The sequence below is a fragment of the Bradyrhizobium archetypum genome (assembly GCF_013114835.1).
GTDB classification, from domain to species: Bacteria; Pseudomonadota; Alphaproteobacteria; order Rhizobiales; family Xanthobacteraceae; genus Bradyrhizobium; species Bradyrhizobium archetypum.
Map to the genome: position 1 here is coordinate 402209 of NZ_JAAVLW010000001.1, position 15520 is coordinate 417728.

A 15520-nucleotide genomic window follows, 5' to 3' on the forward strand; every position below is an offset into this window, starting at 1 on the left:
CGGCGGCTTTCTCGTTTGCAACCTGCAGCACTGACCGCATGCGGTCAGATATCAGGCATTGCCCTACTCGTCGCGATAAACCTTCTCGCGCTTCTCGTGACGTTCCTGCGCTTCCACCGACAGCGTTGCAATGGGGCGAGCCTCCAGCCTCTTGAGCGAGATCGGTTCGCCGGTCTCCTCGCAATAGCCGTAGGTGTTGTCCTCAATGCGTTGCAGCGCGGCGTCGATCTTGGAGATCAGCTTGCGCTGGCGGTCGCGGGCGCGCAATTCGATGGCGCGATCGGTTTCGGAAGAGGCGCGATCAGCGAGATCCGGGTGATTGACGTTCTCTTCCTGAAGAGTTTGCAGGGTGATCTTCGATTCCCTCAGGATCTCATCCTTCCACGCCAGCAGCTTGGCGCGAAAATAATCGCGCTGCCGCTCGTTCATGAAAGGCTCTTTTTCGGAGGGTCGATAGTTCTTCAACTTTTCCAAGGCCAGCCCATCTTCACGTGCAAGGCGGGGCGGAAAATTGTCCGTCCGCGCGGGCCTTATATAGCGGCGGGTTGTGACAGACAATATCGGCCCCACGCTTGGGGGCACCTCCCCCAAGGCCTTGCACAGCCAAAGTTATCGGGACCGCCCGCCCCTAGTAGCCGACTGTGAATCGCTGGCGGATATGGGCCGGCCGCTCGATCTCGTCGGCGAGTGCAACTGCGAAGTCTTCGAAGGAAATCGAGCTTTTTCCGTCTGCAGCGGTCAACAGTTGGTCGGTCCCAAGACGGAACTTGCCGGTCCGCTCGCCGGCGACGAACAGAGCCGAGGGCGACAGGAAGGTCCAGTTGAGTTCCTTCTCGGCCCGGAGCAGGTCGAGGAAGGCGGCGCCCTTCTCGGCTTCCGCCTTGTATGCCACGGGGAAACCCGGGGTGGTGACCAGCCGGACGCCCGGGGCCACTTCGAGGCTGCCGGCCCCACCAACGACAAGGTACCTACCAACCTTCGATTCCTTGGCGGCGCCGATCAGCTTCACCGGGTCGCTGGCAAGGAAATGAACCGAACTGATCGCGGCATCGTGGCCGGCCAGCAGCCGGGCGAGCCCTGCCTGGTCCATGACGTCGCCCTCGATCGGCGTGACGTTGGGCTGGGCAACAACCTTTTCGGGGTGGCGGACGATGGCGGTCACGCTATGGCCACGGCGGGCGAGTTCGGCGGTGATGCGCGAACCGGCATTGCCGGACGCGCCGATGACGGCGATTTTCATGGAAGTCTCCCTTGCGATACGCGAATGTGGTATCCAGGAGTGACTAGATAGCGAAAGGGATGTAAGTGTGAAGAGAGCACCTTTGGGTCACCTGATTACGCCGGAGTAACCACGCGTGAGAGTCGCCAATTCAAGAACGCCGAACGCCTATTCGGCTGATTGTCCGACCCGCCAGATTCTCGATCGCGTCGGCGACAAATGGGCGGTGTTAATCCTTCTTCTCGTGCGCGACGAGCCGATGCGTTTCAATGCGTTACGTCGCAGCATTGAAGGCATATCGCAGAAGATGCTCAGCCAGGTTCTCAAATCGCTTGAACGCGACGGGCTGATCAAACGCCGCGTCATCGCAACCGTACCGGTGACGGTGGAGTATTCGATCACGCCGCTCGGCGCGACGCTCGCCGATGCCGTCGATCCGTTGCGTGAGTGGGCGGAGAAGAACCTGAAGGAAGTGCTGAACGCGCAGCGCCGTTACGATGCGGCGCGCAAGGAGATGGCGGCGTGAAGCCTATCCACGGCTGTCATGCCCCGCTTCAAGCGGGGCATCCAGTACGCTGTGGCTTCACGGTCAAAAACGGGCTTCTCCGGAATACTGGGTTGCCCGGTCAAGCCGGGCAATGACATTCGGTACTAGAACCGCTGCCCGGCCTTGGCCAGTTCGACTTCGACCCGCAGTTCGATCTCGGCCAATACCGCATCGAGGCCGGGATCGCCCGAGGAGGACTTCAGATTGGCCGCGGCATCGCGCAACCGGCTCACGGTCGAAGTGTCGAGATTGCCTGAGAGCAGCCCAAGCTTGAGTTCGTCGAGCACGTCGAGCGCCCCCCTGCCCCGCGCGACCGAACGCTTGCGGCGCTCGGTCGGGTCTTCGACACCCTGCAGCGCGAGCAGCGCATCGATGCTGCCGGCGGCCTTGGGCGCTGTGGCCGAGCGCGTCTCCTCGGTCGTAGCCGGCGTTTCCGGCAATGAAAAGCCGGTCGAACTGGTTCGCCGCGTGCGGCTCGCGGGCGATCCTAGCGTGGTGCCGTTCGGTCCGTAGATGCGCATCGTTGGTGATCTCGCCGTGAGAGTCGGGAGACCTTCGCCTTCCTATGGTTAATGATGCGTAAACGGCCCGGCAAAATCTGCCGACATGCGGCAGTTTCGCCCGGCATGGTGAAGCCGAAGCGGCATCGCCAGTCCGACAAACATTTCGCAATATCAATTAGTTACATCACAAACGCGACATGGCACGCCGCTCGCATAGTTAATAGCGGACCGCCGCCATGGGAGTGGCGCCAACGGTCCGCTGGAATATCTCGAGGGGGAGAGAGGATGCTTGGCGTCCGTTCGGCAAGACTGATTTGGGCGGCCTGCGCCGCGCTGCTGGCGCTGGCGCTACTGCCCTCGTCGGCGAGCGCAACGTCGCGGATCAAGGACCTCGCCAACATCGAAGGCGTACGGCAGAACCAGTTGATCGGCTACGGCCTTGTCGTCGGCCTCAACGGCACCGGCGACACCTTGAACAACATTCCCTTCACCAAGCAATCGCTGCAGGCGATGCTGGAACGCATGGGCGTCAACATCCGTGGCGCCACCATCCGCACCGGCAACGTCGCCGCCGTCATGGTCACCGGCAACCTGCCGGCCTTCGGCACGCAAGGCACGCGGATGGACGTCACTGTCTCCGCGCTCGGCGACGCCAAGAACCTGCAGGGCGGCACCCTGCTCGTTACCCCGCTGCTCGGCGCCGACGGTAACGTCTATGCGGTCGCCCAGGGCTCGCTCGCGATCTCCGGCTTCCAGGCCGAAGGCGAAGCCGCCAAGATCGTGCGCGGCGTGCCGACCGTGGGTCGCATCGCCAATGGCGCCATCATCGAGCGCGAGATCGAATTTGCGCTCAATCGCCTGCCTAATGTCCGGCTGGCGTTGCGCAACGCCGACTTTACCACAGCCAAGCGCATTGCGGCGGCCGTCAACGACTTCCTCGGTGTCAAGACCGCCGAGCCGATCGATCCCTCCACGGTGCAGCTCGCGATACCTGCCGAGTTCAAGGGTAACGTCGTCGCCTTCCTCACCGAGATCGAACAATTGCAGGTCGATCCGGATCTCGCGGCCAAGATCGTGATCGACGAGCGTTCCGGCATTATCGTAATGGGTCGCGACGTTCGTGTCGCCACCGTGGCGGTGGCGCAAGGCAATCTTACCGTGACCATTTCCGAAAGCCCGCAAGTGAGCCAGCCCAATCCGCTGTCGCGCGGCCGGACAGTGGTGACGCCGCGCACTGGCGTCAGCGTCAGCGAGGACGGCAAGAAATTCGCGGTTGTCAAGGACGGCGTCTCGCTGCAGCAACTCGTCGATGGCTTGAACAGCCTCGGCATCGGCCCTCGTGACCTGATCGGCATCCTGCAGGCGATCAAAGCCGCCGGTGCGATCCAGGCCGACATCGAGGTAATGTGATGAACGGAATCGACAAGGCCTCGCTCATCAACGGCCGCAAGGATCTGCAGCTCGCCGACGCGTTGACCAGGGTTTCGCCTGAGGCGCAGAAAAAGACGCGCGCCAAGGCCGAAGAGTTTGAGGCGATGTTTCTCAACTCGATGTTTTCGCAGATGACCACCGGCATCAAGGGTGAAGGTCCGTTCGGTGATACGCCCGGGACCGGCATCTGGCGCTCGATGCTGACGGACGAATACTCGAAGTCCTTCGCCAAGTCGGGCGGCATCGGCATTTCCAACGATGTGTTCCGCACCCTGATCCTGCAGCAAGCCAACAGCGCCGGCTGATCCCAAAGGAAATCCCGACATGAATCCGCGTCCTCAGACCAACCCCGCAGCCGCACCAGCAAGAGCGATCTCCACGCCGGCCGAGGCGCGCAAGCTCGCAGAAGATCTGATGGAAGTGATGGGGGGACTGCTCGGCATCATCGAGCGCGAAACCGAACTGGTTCGCGCCGGCAAGCTGCGCGAAGCGATGCGGCTGGAAGAGCAGAAGGGCGACCTTTCACGGCGCTACATGATCACGGTCGAGAACCTCAAAAACGCGCAAAAGTATCTGGCGCAGGTGTCGCCGGAACTGCTTGCCACGCTGCGCCGCCACCACGACACTTTCCGCGCGATGCTGCAGATCAATCTCACGGTCCTTGCGACTGCGCACGCCGTGTCGGAAGGCATCGTGCGCGGCGTCAACACCGAGATCCAGCGTAAGAATATCCCGAGCACCTACACGGCTTCGGGACAACGCGCCGCGCCAGGTCCGCGCAACATCACCCCGCTCTCGGTCAGCCGCTCGCTGTAAGCGACCGCCGTTTTCGACTATCTACAATTTTCGTTAAATTTGCGCGCTCGCATCAGAGCGGAATTCAGCGTGTTCCCTAACATCGCGTTGAGATGTAGAGGGCTATATTGCAACCGACGAGGGGTTGGGATTTGACTCGCAGCAAGCCCGGAGGCTGCCATGAGTACAGATTTCAACATCAAACCGGTGGGGGCACCGGTTGCCGCGCCGATCGTTCAGCACGTGAGCGAGGCGGCACAACACGCGGTCGCAACCGAGCTGCCGGCGAGCCAGAGCGTCGCGGCAGTCGATTCAAGCGCGCGTGGCAGCACCGATTCCGCCGCCGTCCGCGTCTCCATTTCCAGCCCTGCAGTATCGAACCAGGTCGTGATCGACCGCGATGCACGCGCCGTCGTCTATCAGGTCGTCGACGTCAAGACGAGCCAGGTTGTGAAGCAGTTTCCTGAGGAGGCCGTGCTGCGCCGCCGCGCCTATTTCCACACCCTCGACCTGACCAAGGACGCGCCGCAGCGCCTTCGCGCGACCGACCGCAAGGCGTGAGCCGGCTTCAGGTGCGCGACGCATAGGCCTGGTCGAGATAGGTCTGGCCGCTCGCGGCGTCGGTAACGACGTTCTTGATCTGCGCTTTTCCCAGGGCGGTCAGCGTAAACTTGGTGTCGCCGATCCGGAACGAATTGTCCTTGATCAGAACTTCCTGGAACTTGTTGGTGCCGCCGCTCTGATACTGCACCTTGGCGCGAAAGCCTGTGACGTTCGAGATCGTGAACTTGAACGTCTTCTGGTCGGGGTATTTTCCAGTCCAGCTGCCTTCATAGAGTGTGGGATCGACCGCCACGTACGGAGTCTTGGACGGGACGGTCATTCCCACCGTCTTGTAGTTGGCTGATATGATGTTCCAGAGGTCAGCCATCTTGGCACACTCGGTTGAGCCGGTTAGCCTCGACCAGAAAGGCCGGCGGCGAGATTGCAATTGATATCGATCAGCGATTTCAGTTTGGCCGGATCCGGATTCAGTTGCATGTCCACGGTTTGCTTCATCACGAAGACGCCGATGTTCGCGATGTTCTGCCGGACCTCGATTGGTTGAGGATTCTCGTTGGCCTCGACCGCGCTCATGAAGATCGACCAGAGGCGACGGTTGAAGAGCAACGCGTTGTGCATCGCCGTGTCGGGTCCATTCCAGTTGGACTGAACCTCCTGGAGTTGCCGTGCGGCCTTTAGCAGCGCCTGCGCTTCGATTTCACGGGGAGACGTCGTCGTTTGCGATGTACGCGCGTAGGCCTGGGCTGCTGCATTAGACATTCACGAACCTCGATGGGGAGCGGATTGCAAGACCGCGGGGACTTCTGAAAAACTGCCCAACTTTCATACAGGCTGCGCCTTTAAATATGGTTAGCAAGCGTTACCGATTGTGTCGGCAGTCTGGCAAAAATCCATATTTTCATCAGCATGCCGGCCATCAAGTTCTGATGGAATTAAGATCGAAGAACAAATTCTTTGCTTCGGCGCTTTTGTTCGAATCAGCGCTTTCTTCCTCGAGTGAATCAAAACCGTCATCCTGCGTACGCAGTAGCGTCGATGCGATCGTCAGGTCAGTCAATTGGTGGCGGCGTTGTCGGTGTTCATCGTCGATTTTGCGAGTTTGGCCGGACAAGTCGCACGCAAAGACGCGTGTACTTGAAACACTGTGCCGCGTTCGAATCGATCCCGGATTTCTACGGGCCACGTGCGGAAAAAGCCCATTAAATGGGCACAAGTGGCATCTTCACCATTGGTTAACCATCATCAGAAAGGATGCCGAATCTGCCGGCGGGCAAACCGAGCAACGCGCGATAAGCGTCATACGGAGAACAGGCATGGCCTTGAAAGTCGAGCTCAAGCCGCACGAGCGAATCATCATCGGCGCCTGCGTGGTTACCAACACCGACCAGCGCGCCAGACTACTGATCGATGGTGACAGGATTCCGATCCTGCGCGAGAAAGATATCCTCACGCCCGAAACCGCCGACACGCCGGCGAAGCTGGTGTATCTCGCCGTGCAGCTCATGTACCTGTCACCCGATCCGATGGCGCACCACCCGACCTATTTCAGCCTGGTGCGTGACATCATCACGACAATGCCGAGCGCGTGGCCGTTCATTGAGGGCATCAACAACTACACGCTGAACGGCGATCTCTACCATGCGCTCAAGGAAGCGAAGAAACTGATCGGCCATGAAGAGCAGATCCTGGAGAGTGCCCGCAAACTGCAATCGTCCGAGCAACCCGATCGCAAATCCGCATGACTGCTGCTCTCGCCGAATAGAAAAGGCCTCCGCAAGGAGGCCTTTTTGCTTGAGGGCGAACAGGTGCTCGATCAGATCGGCAGGAACTTGGTCAGCGTGGTCTGGTAGAGCATCGACGTGGTTTGATACGAGGCCTGCAGGCTGGTCTGCAGCGCCAGGATCTTGGTCGCGACCTCGTCCTGGTTGATGCCCTCGATCTGGTCAAGCATGGTCTGCGCCATTCCCTTGAGCTGGGTCTGGCGGTCCGTCGACGCCTTGATGGCGTTCTGCGCGCCGGCAAACTCCGCTTGCATGTCCTGAATCGACTGCTGGCCGGTCTGCGGCGCCAGGTTCGCCGAAATCCGCTGCTGCAGCGCATTCACCTGCCCCTTTGAATTCGGATTGTTGGCGTTGGTCGTGACCGCGGCGTACACTGCGATATTCTGCAACTGATAGCGCAGCGCCTGCTCGTTGGCGCGCGCGCCGTACTGCACCGTGACCGACTGATCGATACGCGCGATTGCGGTGCCGCGTGCCGGATCAGTTCCGTCTTCGCCGGTGTACCACGACACCGTGTTGGTCGAGGTGCCGCCGATAAGATTGGTTGCAGTTGCAAACGGCGGACCGTTGACGCGCAGCGGCGCGGGATTCGCACTCGGCGTGCCGCTAAAGCCAAGTGCGGCAAACGCCGCGGCGTTCGAGCTGGAGATCGAGAGAGCAGCGCCGTCACCGCCATGCAGTGCAATCACGCCACCCGTGACCGTCGATGGCGTCGTGGTCCCGGTGATCGAATCGATCTTGGCAAGCAAGGTCTGCACGCTGTCGGTGATGTTGAGCTGATTGCCGGTGGCGCCGGAAGCGACGAAGGTTATCGGCGTGCCATTGACCGTTATGGTGTCGCCCACCCCAAAGCTGACGGACAGAGAATCCGTTCCAGCGGCGCCGGAAAGCAGCGTCCCGCCGGTGATCGGCCCCGGCACGGTATTCTGGTTGTTGACGGCGCTTCCAACGAGCGTCGCCAATGGATTGAAGAAGTTCTTGGACGCAGTGATCGCCGACGCTGCAACCAGCGAGGTATCGCTCAGCGTCTGGATGGAGGACTTCAACGCAGTCTGCAGGTTAGCCGTGGTCGCAACTGTGTCGGCGCCGATCAGGAAAGAACCGGTGGGCGGCGGATTCGTCGTTGTCGCGGCCAGCGTGATCGCCTCGGTGGTGCCGTCGGGCAGATTGAAGTTGAAGGTGATTTTGTCGCCATCGTTCGGATTGACTGCGCCAAGATCGATCGTCATCGCCGGTGGCGCACCGGCCGGCTGCGTCACGGTCGCGCCCGTCAAGGACGAGGTGACGGCGCCCAGCTTCAGCCCGAACGACGAGCCGTCCTCGGCGAGACTGGTCACGGTGGTCGTGAGCAGTGGCGACGAAACGGTCAGATGTCCCATGTTGCCGACGCCCTGGTCGGCCTGACGACGCTCGTTGATCAGTTGCTTCAGCCCGGCCCGTGTTCCCACGCCATCGAGCATAACGTCGGCCGGCACCGTCGCGGCCGTGTCGCCGGTGCGGCCGGAGAACAGATAGCGGTCACCCGACTGGCTGTTGAGCAGCGACACCGCGTTGGAGAACGCGGCCTGCGCCGTGATCTGTCCGGAAGTCTGACCGTTGTCGTTGAGCACGATGGTCGACGTGCTCGCCGCGCTCTTGACCGACTTTCCGACGTCGATCATCCCCTGGAGCGCGAGATTGACGACGCTGAGCCGGGTATTGACGTTCTTCGCGGTGTCCGCGAACGCATCGATGCTGCTCACCTGCGCGCGCAAGCTGATCGCAAAGCCGCGGTTGGCGCCCTGTCCCGCATAGGTCGTCGAGACCCGGCCGCTGGCGAGCTGCTGCGTCAGCTCGTCGAGTTGTTTCCGGAGACCCATGATCGAGGTCCCGATGTAGGATGTCCTGCCGTTAACACCATCAATCGACATGAAGCCCTCACATGGCCTGGATCAACGTGTCGTACATCTGCTTGATGGACGACATCACGCGCGCGTTGGCAGAGTAGGCATTCTGCAATGCCAGCAGATGCGCCATCTCGTCGTCGATATTGACGCCAGAGGCATCTGTCACCTTTTTCTGCAGCGTATTCAGCACCACGGACTGACCGTCCGCGAGTTGCTTGGCCGAGGTCGCTGCTTCGCCCTGCTGGCTGATGAACTGCTTGGCGAAGTTTAGAAGCGTCCCGGTGAACGGCGCAGCGGTGGTTCCAATGCCCGTTTGCGGCGAATAACGATAGGAGCCGGTCTGCAGTTGCGTGAGAATGAAGTCGGAACGCGTGGTGTCGTCCGCAGCCGTCAACGGGCTGGTGGAAAACACGATGGTGCGCGAGGGGTCGCCGAGCAGCCCGAGATTGACGCTGATGCGGCCGGCAAGCCCTGTCACCTGCGCACCATTCGCCGTGATCGCGCCGGTATAGAGCCCGCCATTGTCGGTGAACAGCGGTAGTTGCGGGTTGCCGCTGGTGAGCGACGACATGGTCGTGGTGACCGAGGCCGCCAGCACGTCCGAGCGATTCGTCGCGCCGTCGTCCAGCACGCGCAAGGTCGAGCCGGACGGATTTGAGAACTGCAGATTGGCGGTCGCCCCAAGTGCGGCATTCAGCTGGGAAACCACCGAAGCCATGCCGCCGGAAAAATTGACGCCGAGCACTTCGTCGTTCGGATCGAGCGTCGCGGTGTTGCTCAACGGTAATACGCTCGGATCGTCGACGCGCACGATCGAGAGATTGTGCGTGATGCCGGTAGTATTGTCCTTGTAGCTAACGTGAATGACGTTGCCCGACTGCAGTCCGGTGAGATCGAGATCGTAGCCGGCCTGCGGCAGGACGGAAGCCGGGGCAGCGGTGCCCGCGGTCGTCTTGTCCGACAGCGAGCTCGACAGCGCTGCCGCGAACTGGTCGATCTGCGCCTGCGCCTTCACCAGCGTGTCGTCGCGCAGCTCGAGGTAGGCCGCGATCTTTCCCGAACGAATCGACTTGGTCGATACCAGATCGTAGCTGCCGCCATGCGGAAAATTGATGGTGATGGTGCCGACGTTGCTCTTGGTCGGATCGGTCGGGTTGTACAGCGTGTTGGGCGTCATCGTGCCCTGGGGATTGAAGCTGAGCTGCGCCGCTTCGGTGCCGACGAGCTGCACGCCGGAATTTGTGAAAACCGTCACCTGATTGAGGTCGTTGACGACGGTTCTGATATCCATCAGCGCCGACAACTGCGTGATATATTGATCACGCTGATCGAGCAACGACGCTGTCGCTGCGTCGGTCTTGCCGTTGTTCTGCAGCTGGTTGTTGATAAACGCGATCTGGGCCATCGCGTTGTTCGCTGTAATGATGGAATCGTTGATGCCCATCTCGGCGTTGGCGCGAAGGTTCTGAATGCCCTGCGTCGTTGTGTTGAGCGTCTGCGCCATCGTCTGCGCGGCGTTGACGGCGCCGATCCGAGCCGACGGCGAGTCCGCGCTCGTCGACAGGCCCTGAAACGCGGTCAGCAGCTTGTTGAACGCGTCCTCAATAGTGCCGGTTTCCGACGGGTTTCCGTAAACGCCTTGCAAATTTTGCAGGAAAGTCGAGCGGATATCGGCATAGGCCGCGCCAGAGGTTTCCGTCCGCAACGCCGCCTGCAGATATTGATCTAGCTGCCGGTCGACGCCGTGGAGCAGAACGCTCGAACCGTAATCTCCGGTCACGCCAGCGGACTGGATCACCGTCTTGCGGACGTAGCCCGGTGTTTCCGCGTTGGCGACGTTCGATCCGACCAGCGCGATCGAAGCCTGCGTCGCGCGCAAGCCGGACATCGCGGTAGAGAGAGCCTGACTCAAACCCATGACTAATTGCCCATCTCAAAACGCATTCGCGAACGAGCCGTCGCGGATCAGCGCAGCACGTTGAGGAGATCCTGCACCATCGTGTTGGAAGTGGTGATGACCTTGGTGTTCGCCGAATACGCCTGCTGGGTGACGATCAGCTTGGTGAACTCGTCGGCGATGTCGGTGTTTGATCCTTCCAGCGACGAGCCGACGATGGTTCCGGCCTTGCCATACAGCGCCTGTCCGGATCCGTCGGTGACCTCGAACGCGCCGCCGTTGACGCGCTTGAGGAAGTTGGTGCCGTTGAAGGTCGCGACGGAGATTTCGGCAAGGTCAAGGTTGCGACCATTGGAGTAGTTACCGACAATTCGGCCGTTGGTGCCGACGCCGACGGACTGCAGCTGGCCGGCCGGAAAGCCGTCCTGCTGGATCTGGTTGACCTGCACGTTGCCGTTGGCATCCGCGAACTGGGTGACGCCGCCTGTGCCGAAGTTGATGACGGGGCTGCCCAGCGCGACGCCGTTGACGACGGCGTTGGTCAGCTCCACGGACGGAATCGCCGGCGACATCTGGCCTGAGGCCGAGAAGGTGAAATTGGTGTTGACGTTCTGCCAGGCGACCTGGGTGCCGGTTGCGTTGGGATTGACTTGGTAGAACAGGTTCCAAGTATCGGTATGGCCGGCGCCGAGCGTAGCGCTGTCGACCTTGGCCCAGCGGAACTGCAGGTTCACCGGCGCGCCCGAGATGTCGTAGGTCGTAACCGCGCCACCCGCGATCGACTCGCCGAGGAACGTCGAGTTGTCGTTGCCGACGACCTGGCCGGTGCCGACGCCGCCGCCACCACCGCGCGTTGCCGTCACGGTGCCGGTAAAGCCGAGCGCAGCCCAGGCTGCGGTGTTCGAACTTGAGACCGAGAGATTGTTGGCCGTACCGGAGTGCAGCGTGATCGAGCCGGAGGCGATCGTGGACGAGACTGACGTTCCCTGGAGGAAGTCGATCTTGCTCAGCAAGGTTCCGATGCTATCGTCGACGTTGATCTGGTTGGCGCCGACGGCGGTGCCCGACGCCATGAAGGTCAGGGTTTGACCGTTGACCGTGATGGTGTCGCCCGCGACAAAATTGGTGGAGATCGAGTTGCTGCCGGCCGCGCCGCTGAGCAGGGTTGCGGCCGTGTTCGCAACCGATGGCGTCGCTTTGTTGTTCTGGGTGGTGCCGCTTCGGGAGGCGTCGGTATAGGGCGCCGCAGGCGTGCCAAGCGCCAGCGGATTATGTCCGGCGCTGTATGATCCGGGTGCGATCAATTCTGATCCGGGAACGGAAACGTCGTGCTTGGTCGTCAACGGATAGCTGGCGAGGTTGGCACGATAGTCGATCCTGGTGGTTTGCTGCGCCGGCAGGAAGTCGTTCTGGAAGCGGAGAACCTGCGGCGAACTGCCGGACGGGTTGCCCGTGGTCGGGTCGATCGGCACGCCCTGCAGGTAATAGCCGGCGCCGTTGACGAGATAGCCGCTCTTGTCGAGCTGGAAGTCGCCGCGGCGGGTATAGCGGTCGACACCATCGAACACCGGCGTGCCGTCGGTGAAGTTGCCGGGCTTTTGCACCGCGAAGAAGCCGTTGCCGTTGATCGCCATGAAGGTCGCGACCGACGCTGTCTGCACGTCGCCCTGCACCGAGTTGGTGGCGCGGGATTGTGTGGTCACGCCGCCGGCAAGCTGCGCAGTCGTCGCGGTCTGCGGAATCAGATCGAGGAACGAGGTGTCAATGCGCTTGAACGCCGTGGTCTGTGAGTTGGCGATGTTGCCCGAGACGTTTTCCAGCGCGTAGGAGTTGGCGCGGAGGCCGCCGACCGCGGTGGTGAGAGCGCCGAAGATACCCATGACATTTTCTCCAAATTCGATCCGGGCGGCTCGCCGGTCCACGTAAAGCCAGGCCGCGTCGGGAGAACATGTCGCAAGCGTTATGCCAAATCACAAAACCAATAAGAATCAATAGCTTAATAAAAAAGCCCCGGTCCAAGGACCGAGGCACATTTGCCGAGCAGGCAACAATTGCCGAGCGGCGGCCGCTATGATGCTGACGGCCCCGCCGGGTGGAACACCAGAGCAAAGCCGTCGATGCAATAACGCAAGCCGGTCGGTTTTGGCCCGTCATCGAAGACGTGACCAAGATGACCGCCGCAGCGGCGGCAATGAACTTCGACGCGAACCATGCCGAAGGTACGGTCCTCGGTCTTGCCGAGGGCATTGTCCAGCGGCTGCCAGAAACTCGGCCAGCCGGTGCCGCTGTCGTATTTGGTATCCGAGGAAAACAGCGGCAGATCGCAGCCGGCGCAGGCGAAGATGCCCTTGCGCTTTTCCTTCAAAAGCGGGCTCGAGCCCGGCCGCTCGGTGCCATGCTTGCGCAGGATTTCATACTGCTGCGGCGTGAGCTGCGCGCGCCATTCGGCGTCGGTCTTTTCCACCTCGAATTTCTCGGCGGCCTGCGCCGGCGTTGAGCGCAGCCAGCGGAAAGCGGCAAGGCTAAACAGGCCGGCAACGGATGCGAGCAGAATACGGCGGTCGAACATGGAAGTCTCCGTGCGTGGCGGGCGTAGCGGTTCGCCATCAAATACGGGGCCGATCCGCCGACGTTACATCGATCCGTCCCGAATTTTCTCACTTTCCTGCGAGGCGTGCATTCCGCCGCCCTGCGGCTCCGCCTGCCGCGGTGGCTGCGGCCGCACCGGGCGAGGCGCGCCCGGCGGCGGGCGGCGCGGCGGCCTGGTTCCGGCCTGCCGGTTCGCCTCTGCCAATCGCGCCTCGCGAATGCGCTCCCGGGCGCGGGCACCTTCGCGATAACGGGCCAGCGCGCCCGCCGCAGCAGAATGACCCCGCCCCCACAGGCCGATCAGATGGCCGGCGACGCGGCCGGTGGCGCCGCCCGCCCAGACCAGTTCGAACGGCGCGAAAAGTTTCCAGCGGTCCTCGCCCCACAGGATGCTCCGTGCGATCAGCCGCCCCGCCATCGCCGAAGTGTTCAGTCCCTGGCGGCCGAAACCGCTGGCGACCCACAGCCCTTTGCGCAATTGGCCGATCTGCGGCATGCCGTGCACGGTCACCCCGACCGCGCCACCAAACGTGTCAGCAATCGGGACTTTGCCGAGCCTTGGGAAGATGCTGGCAATGCGGCGCTGAATGACTGATGCAAAGCGGCGCGGTCGCGCCTCCCAGGTGGTTTCCGGGCTCGCCCACATCAGCCGGTCGCCGTCGATAATCCGGAAGTGATCGATACCATCGCTGTCGGCCACCGATCCCTTGAAGGCGATTACCTCGTCAAGCCGCCCGCCGAGCGGCTCCGTCACGGCGGCATAGCGCCAAACCGGCAACAGCGTCTCCGACAGGCGGCGCAACGGAGCGCCGAGATGAACGTTGCCCGCCAGCACGATGTGCGAGGCGCGCAGCCGCGCCGACGGGGTCACGATGCGCTTGCGAATCCCTGACGGATCGATGCTGACGACGGGGGTATCCTCGAAGATGCGCGCGCCCGCCCGCCTCGCCTGCGCGGCCAGACCGTGGATGTATTTGCGGCCGTCGATCTGAAACGCGCGCGGATAATAGATGCCGTGAAAATAGCGTGCGGTTCCGAGTTGGTCGCGAACCCGATCGACCTGCCATCCCTCGACCTCGATCCCGAAATCCTCGCTCAGCGTCTGCAGCCGGCTGATCAGCCTCTCTCCAGCGTCGACGTTGGAAACTTCCAGTACGCCCTCGGTCCGTGCAATTCCCGGCATCGCTTCTTCGGTGGCGGCGGCGCGAATATAGTCGGCGCCCTCCTTCGACATTGCCCACAATTCGCGCGCGTCCTCGATGCCGACGCGCTCGATCAGGTCGCCGATCGGAAGACTGTAGCCCGGCATGACCGTGCCGAGTTGATGGCCAGACGCGTTCCAGCCGACGTGCCGGCCTTCCAGAACGGCCACGCTGGCGCCGAGCCGCGCCGCCTCCAGCGCCACAGTCAGGCCGGCAAGCCCGGCTCCCACCACGCAAATGTCAACATCCAGGTCGAACGAAAGACGCGAGCGAAACGGCGCGTCGTCCTCGGGGCCGTTGGTCGCACTTGTGAAAGGCTCGGGCATGGCGTTTCTTACGGACTGCTGCGGCGCTTGTCACCTCGTTCCAGACATGAGCTTGTAGATTAGTCCAGACTGAGACCGAATCGAGATCGTGCCATGCGCCGTTTGATGCTGCTGCGTCACGCCAAGACCGAACACGACGCGCCTTCGGGCCATGACCACGACCGCCGTCTCGACGAGCGCGGCCGGCGGGATGCCGCCTCTATCGGAACCTGGATCGGTCGGCATCCACCGTTTCCTGACGCCGTTCTGGTCTCAACGGCAGTGCGAGCGCGGCAGACCTGGGAGATCGCGCGCGATGCCATAATGCATGCAGTGCGGGAACGGCATCCGCAGCCGCAGGTCGAACTGCTCGATGAACTCTACGGCGCCGAGCCGACGCGGCTCCTGCGAATCATCCGTATGGCCGAGGTGACGGATCCTGCGCGCTTGATGCTGATCGGCCACAATCCCGGAATGCATGAGCTGGCGCTGATGCTCGCCGGCAGCGGCGACGCGGCGGCGAAGAAATCACTTGAGGACAATCTGCCAACCGCCGGCCTTGCCATCCTGGATTTTGCGATCGACGATTGGAGCGAGGTGGCGTTCCGGCGCGGCAAGCTCGTGCGCTTCACTAGCCCCAAGTTGCTCAAACAGGCCCTCGATGATTGAGTTAGGCGGACATCGAAGCTCACTCGTGCTAAACTGGCCCACGACGTGGTTTCGAGCAAATTAGCAACAAGTTCGCGTAAAAGAAAACGCATCAAAACAAAGGGCTGGAGTCGGGTCCTGACAAGTCAGAAC

Annotated in this window: 17 protein-coding genes; 7 read left to right on the forward strand and 10 right to left on the reverse strand. The window is 62.0% G+C overall.

Annotation, left to right across the window (positions count from 1 at the left end; translation table 11 throughout):
- Positions 1 to 63: 63 nt before the first annotated feature.
- Together dksA and HCN50_RS01810 are read right to left on the reverse strand one after the other, a co-directional pair.
- Positions 64 to 429, reverse strand: coding sequence for an RNA polymerase-binding protein DksA (gene dksA / locus HCN50_RS01805; protein WP_171707889.1), 366 nt, complete (start codon positions 427 to 429; stop codon positions 64 to 66).
- Between the two features lie 199 nt (positions 430 to 628).
- A complete protein-coding gene (locus HCN50_RS01810) occupies positions 629 to 1240 on the reverse strand; it encodes an NAD(P)-dependent oxidoreductase (RefSeq protein ID WP_171707890.1) in 612 nt (203 codons plus the stop codon).
- A 115-nt stretch (positions 1241 to 1355) separates the two neighbouring features.
- Between HCN50_RS01810 and HCN50_RS01815 the strand changes: the two genes are divergently transcribed.
- Positions 1356 to 1745, forward strand: a complete 390-nt coding sequence (locus HCN50_RS01815) for a winged helix-turn-helix transcriptional regulator (RefSeq protein WP_171707891.1) — start codon at positions 1356 to 1358, stop codon at positions 1743 to 1745.
- Between the two features lie 125 nt (positions 1746 to 1870).
- Here HCN50_RS01815 and HCN50_RS01820 read toward each other — a convergent pair whose 3' ends face one another.
- Entirely contained in the window at positions 1871 to 2287 is a 417-nt protein-coding gene (locus tag HCN50_RS01820; protein WP_171707892.1) for a flagellar assembly protein FliX, read from the reverse strand.
- Between the two features lie 267 nt (positions 2288 to 2554).
- On the opposite strand from HCN50_RS01820, the gene HCN50_RS01825 reads away from it, so the two are divergent.
- The 4 genes from HCN50_RS01825 (at position 2555) to HCN50_RS01840 (ending at position 5056) form a co-directional block, all read left to right on the forward strand.
- Entirely contained in the window at positions 2555 to 3679 is a 1125-nt protein-coding gene (locus HCN50_RS01825) for a flagellar basal body P-ring protein FlgI (protein ID WP_171707893.1), read from the forward strand.
- Positions 3679 to 4005 carry a flagellar assembly peptidoglycan hydrolase FlgJ gene (flgJ, locus tag HCN50_RS01830; protein ID WP_171707894.1) on the forward strand — a complete coding sequence of 109 codons (327 nt, stop codon included), beginning with the start codon at positions 3679 to 3681 and terminating at the stop codon, positions 4003 to 4005. Before HCN50_RS01825 ends, flgJ begins: the two co-directional genes overlap by 1 nt.
- 19 nt (positions 4006 to 4024) lie before the next feature.
- Positions 4025 to 4516 (forward strand): hypothetical protein, encoded by a 492-nt coding sequence (locus tag HCN50_RS01835; RefSeq protein ID WP_171707895.1) that lies wholly within the window; start codon positions 4025 to 4027, stop codon positions 4514 to 4516.
- A 159-nt stretch (positions 4517 to 4675) separates the two neighbouring features.
- Positions 4676 to 5056 (forward strand): hypothetical protein, encoded by a 381-nt coding sequence (locus tag HCN50_RS01840; RefSeq protein ID WP_171707896.1) that lies wholly within the window; start codon positions 4676 to 4678, stop codon positions 5054 to 5056.
- A 7-nt stretch (positions 5057 to 5063) separates the two neighbouring features.
- Here the strand turns inward: HCN50_RS01840 and HCN50_RS01845 are convergent, their stop codons facing one another.
- Positions 5064 to 5426 carry a hypothetical protein gene (locus tag HCN50_RS01845; protein WP_171707897.1) on the reverse strand — a complete coding sequence of 121 codons (363 nt, stop codon included), beginning with the start codon at positions 5424 to 5426 and terminating at the stop codon, positions 5064 to 5066.
- Between the two features lie 23 nt (positions 5427 to 5449).
- A complete protein-coding gene (gene flaF, locus HCN50_RS01850; RefSeq protein ID WP_171707898.1) occupies positions 5450 to 5818 on the reverse strand; it encodes a flagellar biosynthesis regulator FlaF in 369 nt (122 codons plus the stop codon).
- A 554-nt stretch (positions 5819 to 6372) separates the two neighbouring features.
- On the opposite strand from flaF, the gene flbT reads away from it, so the two are divergent.
- Complete coding sequence (gene flbT, locus HCN50_RS01855) at positions 6373 to 6801, forward strand: flagellar biosynthesis repressor FlbT (RefSeq protein ID WP_171707899.1); 429 nt, start codon at positions 6373 to 6375, stop codon at positions 6799 to 6801.
- Between the two features lie 71 nt (positions 6802 to 6872).
- Here flbT and HCN50_RS01860 read toward each other — a convergent pair whose 3' ends face one another.
- The 5 genes from HCN50_RS01860 to HCN50_RS01880 form a co-directional block, all read right to left on the reverse strand.
- Positions 6873 to 8750 carry a flagellin family protein gene (locus tag HCN50_RS01860; protein WP_171707900.1) on the reverse strand — a complete coding sequence of 626 codons (1878 nt, stop codon included), beginning with the start codon at positions 8748 to 8750 and terminating at the stop codon, positions 6873 to 6875.
- A 7-nt stretch (positions 8751 to 8757) separates the two neighbouring features.
- Positions 8758 to 10644: a flagellar hook-associated protein FlgK gene (gene flgK, locus HCN50_RS01865; RefSeq protein WP_171707901.1), complete on the reverse strand. Its 1887-nt coding sequence runs from the start codon at positions 10642 to 10644 to the stop codon at positions 8758 to 8760.
- Positions 10645 to 10691: 47 nt separating this feature from the next.
- Entirely contained in the window at positions 10692 to 12503 is a 1812-nt protein-coding gene (locus HCN50_RS01870; protein ID WP_171707902.1) for a flagellar hook protein FlgE, read from the reverse strand.
- 188 nt (positions 12504 to 12691) lie between these two features.
- Positions 12692 to 13192 (reverse strand): peptide-methionine (R)-S-oxide reductase MsrB, encoded by a 501-nt coding sequence (gene msrB / locus HCN50_RS01875; RefSeq protein ID WP_171707903.1) that lies wholly within the window; start codon positions 13190 to 13192, stop codon positions 12692 to 12694.
- Positions 13193 to 13255: 63 nt separating this feature from the next.
- The gene (locus HCN50_RS01880) at positions 13256 to 14740 is read right to left on the reverse strand and encodes an NAD(P)/FAD-dependent oxidoreductase (RefSeq protein WP_171707904.1); all 1485 of its coding nucleotides are present in this window, start codon (positions 14738 to 14740) and stop codon (positions 13256 to 13258) included.
- Between the two features lie 93 nt (positions 14741 to 14833).
- On the opposite strand from HCN50_RS01880, the gene HCN50_RS01885 reads away from it, so the two are divergent.
- Positions 14834 to 15388: a SixA phosphatase family protein gene (locus tag HCN50_RS01885; RefSeq protein WP_171707905.1), complete on the forward strand. Its 555-nt coding sequence runs from the start codon at positions 14834 to 14836 to the stop codon at positions 15386 to 15388.
- The last annotated feature ends 132 nt before the right edge of the window (positions 15389 to 15520 follow it).

Bases quoted from the DNA above. Each gene is read 5' to 3' on its own strand.
- dksA (WP_171707889.1), bottom strand. From the start codon at position 429: ATGAACGAGCGGCAGCGCGATTATTTTCGCGCCAAGCTGCTGGCGTGG.
- HCN50_RS01845 (WP_171707897.1), bottom strand. From the start codon at position 5,426: ATGGCTGACCTCTGGAACATCATATCAGCCAACTACAAGACGGTGGGA.
- flgK (WP_171707901.1), bottom strand. From the start codon at position 10,644: ATGGGTTTGAGTCAGGCTCTCTCTACCGCGATGTCCGGCTTGCGCGCG.
- flaF (WP_171707898.1), bottom strand. From the start codon at position 5,818: ATGTCTAATGCAGCAGCCCAGGCCTACGCGCGTACATCGCAAACGACG.
- flbT (WP_171707899.1), top strand. From the start codon at position 6,373: ATGGCCTTGAAAGTCGAGCTCAAGCCGCACGAGCGAATCATCATCGGC.
- HCN50_RS01870 (WP_171707902.1), bottom strand. From the start codon at position 12,503: ATGGGTATCTTCGGCGCTCTCACCACCGCGGTCGGCGGCCTCCGCGCC.
- HCN50_RS01820 (WP_171707892.1), bottom strand. From the start codon at position 2,287: ATGCGCATCTACGGACCGAACGGCACCACGCTAGGATCGCCCGCGAGC.
- HCN50_RS01860 (WP_171707900.1), bottom strand. From the start codon at position 8,750: ATGTCGATTGATGGTGTTAACGGCAGGACATCCTACATCGGGACCTCG.
- HCN50_RS01825 (WP_171707893.1), top strand. From the start codon at position 2,555: ATGCTTGGCGTCCGTTCGGCAAGACTGATTTGGGCGGCCTGCGCCGCG.
- HCN50_RS01840 (WP_171707896.1), top strand. From the start codon at position 4,676: ATGAGTACAGATTTCAACATCAAACCGGTGGGGGCACCGGTTGCCGCG.
- HCN50_RS01880 (WP_171707904.1), bottom strand. From the start codon at position 14,740: ATGCCCGAGCCTTTCACAAGTGCGACCAACGGCCCCGAGGACGACGCG.
- msrB (WP_171707903.1), bottom strand. From the start codon at position 13,192: ATGTTCGACCGCCGTATTCTGCTCGCATCCGTTGCCGGCCTGTTTAGC.
- flgJ (WP_171707894.1), top strand. From the start codon at position 3,679: ATGAACGGAATCGACAAGGCCTCGCTCATCAACGGCCGCAAGGATCTG.
- HCN50_RS01810 (WP_171707890.1), bottom strand. From the start codon at position 1,240: ATGAAAATCGCCGTCATCGGCGCGTCCGGCAATGCCGGTTCGCGCATC.
- HCN50_RS01885 (WP_171707905.1), top strand. From the start codon at position 14,834: ATGCGCCGTTTGATGCTGCTGCGTCACGCCAAGACCGAACACGACGCG.
- HCN50_RS01835 (WP_171707895.1), top strand. From the start codon at position 4,025: ATGAATCCGCGTCCTCAGACCAACCCCGCAGCCGCACCAGCAAGAGCG.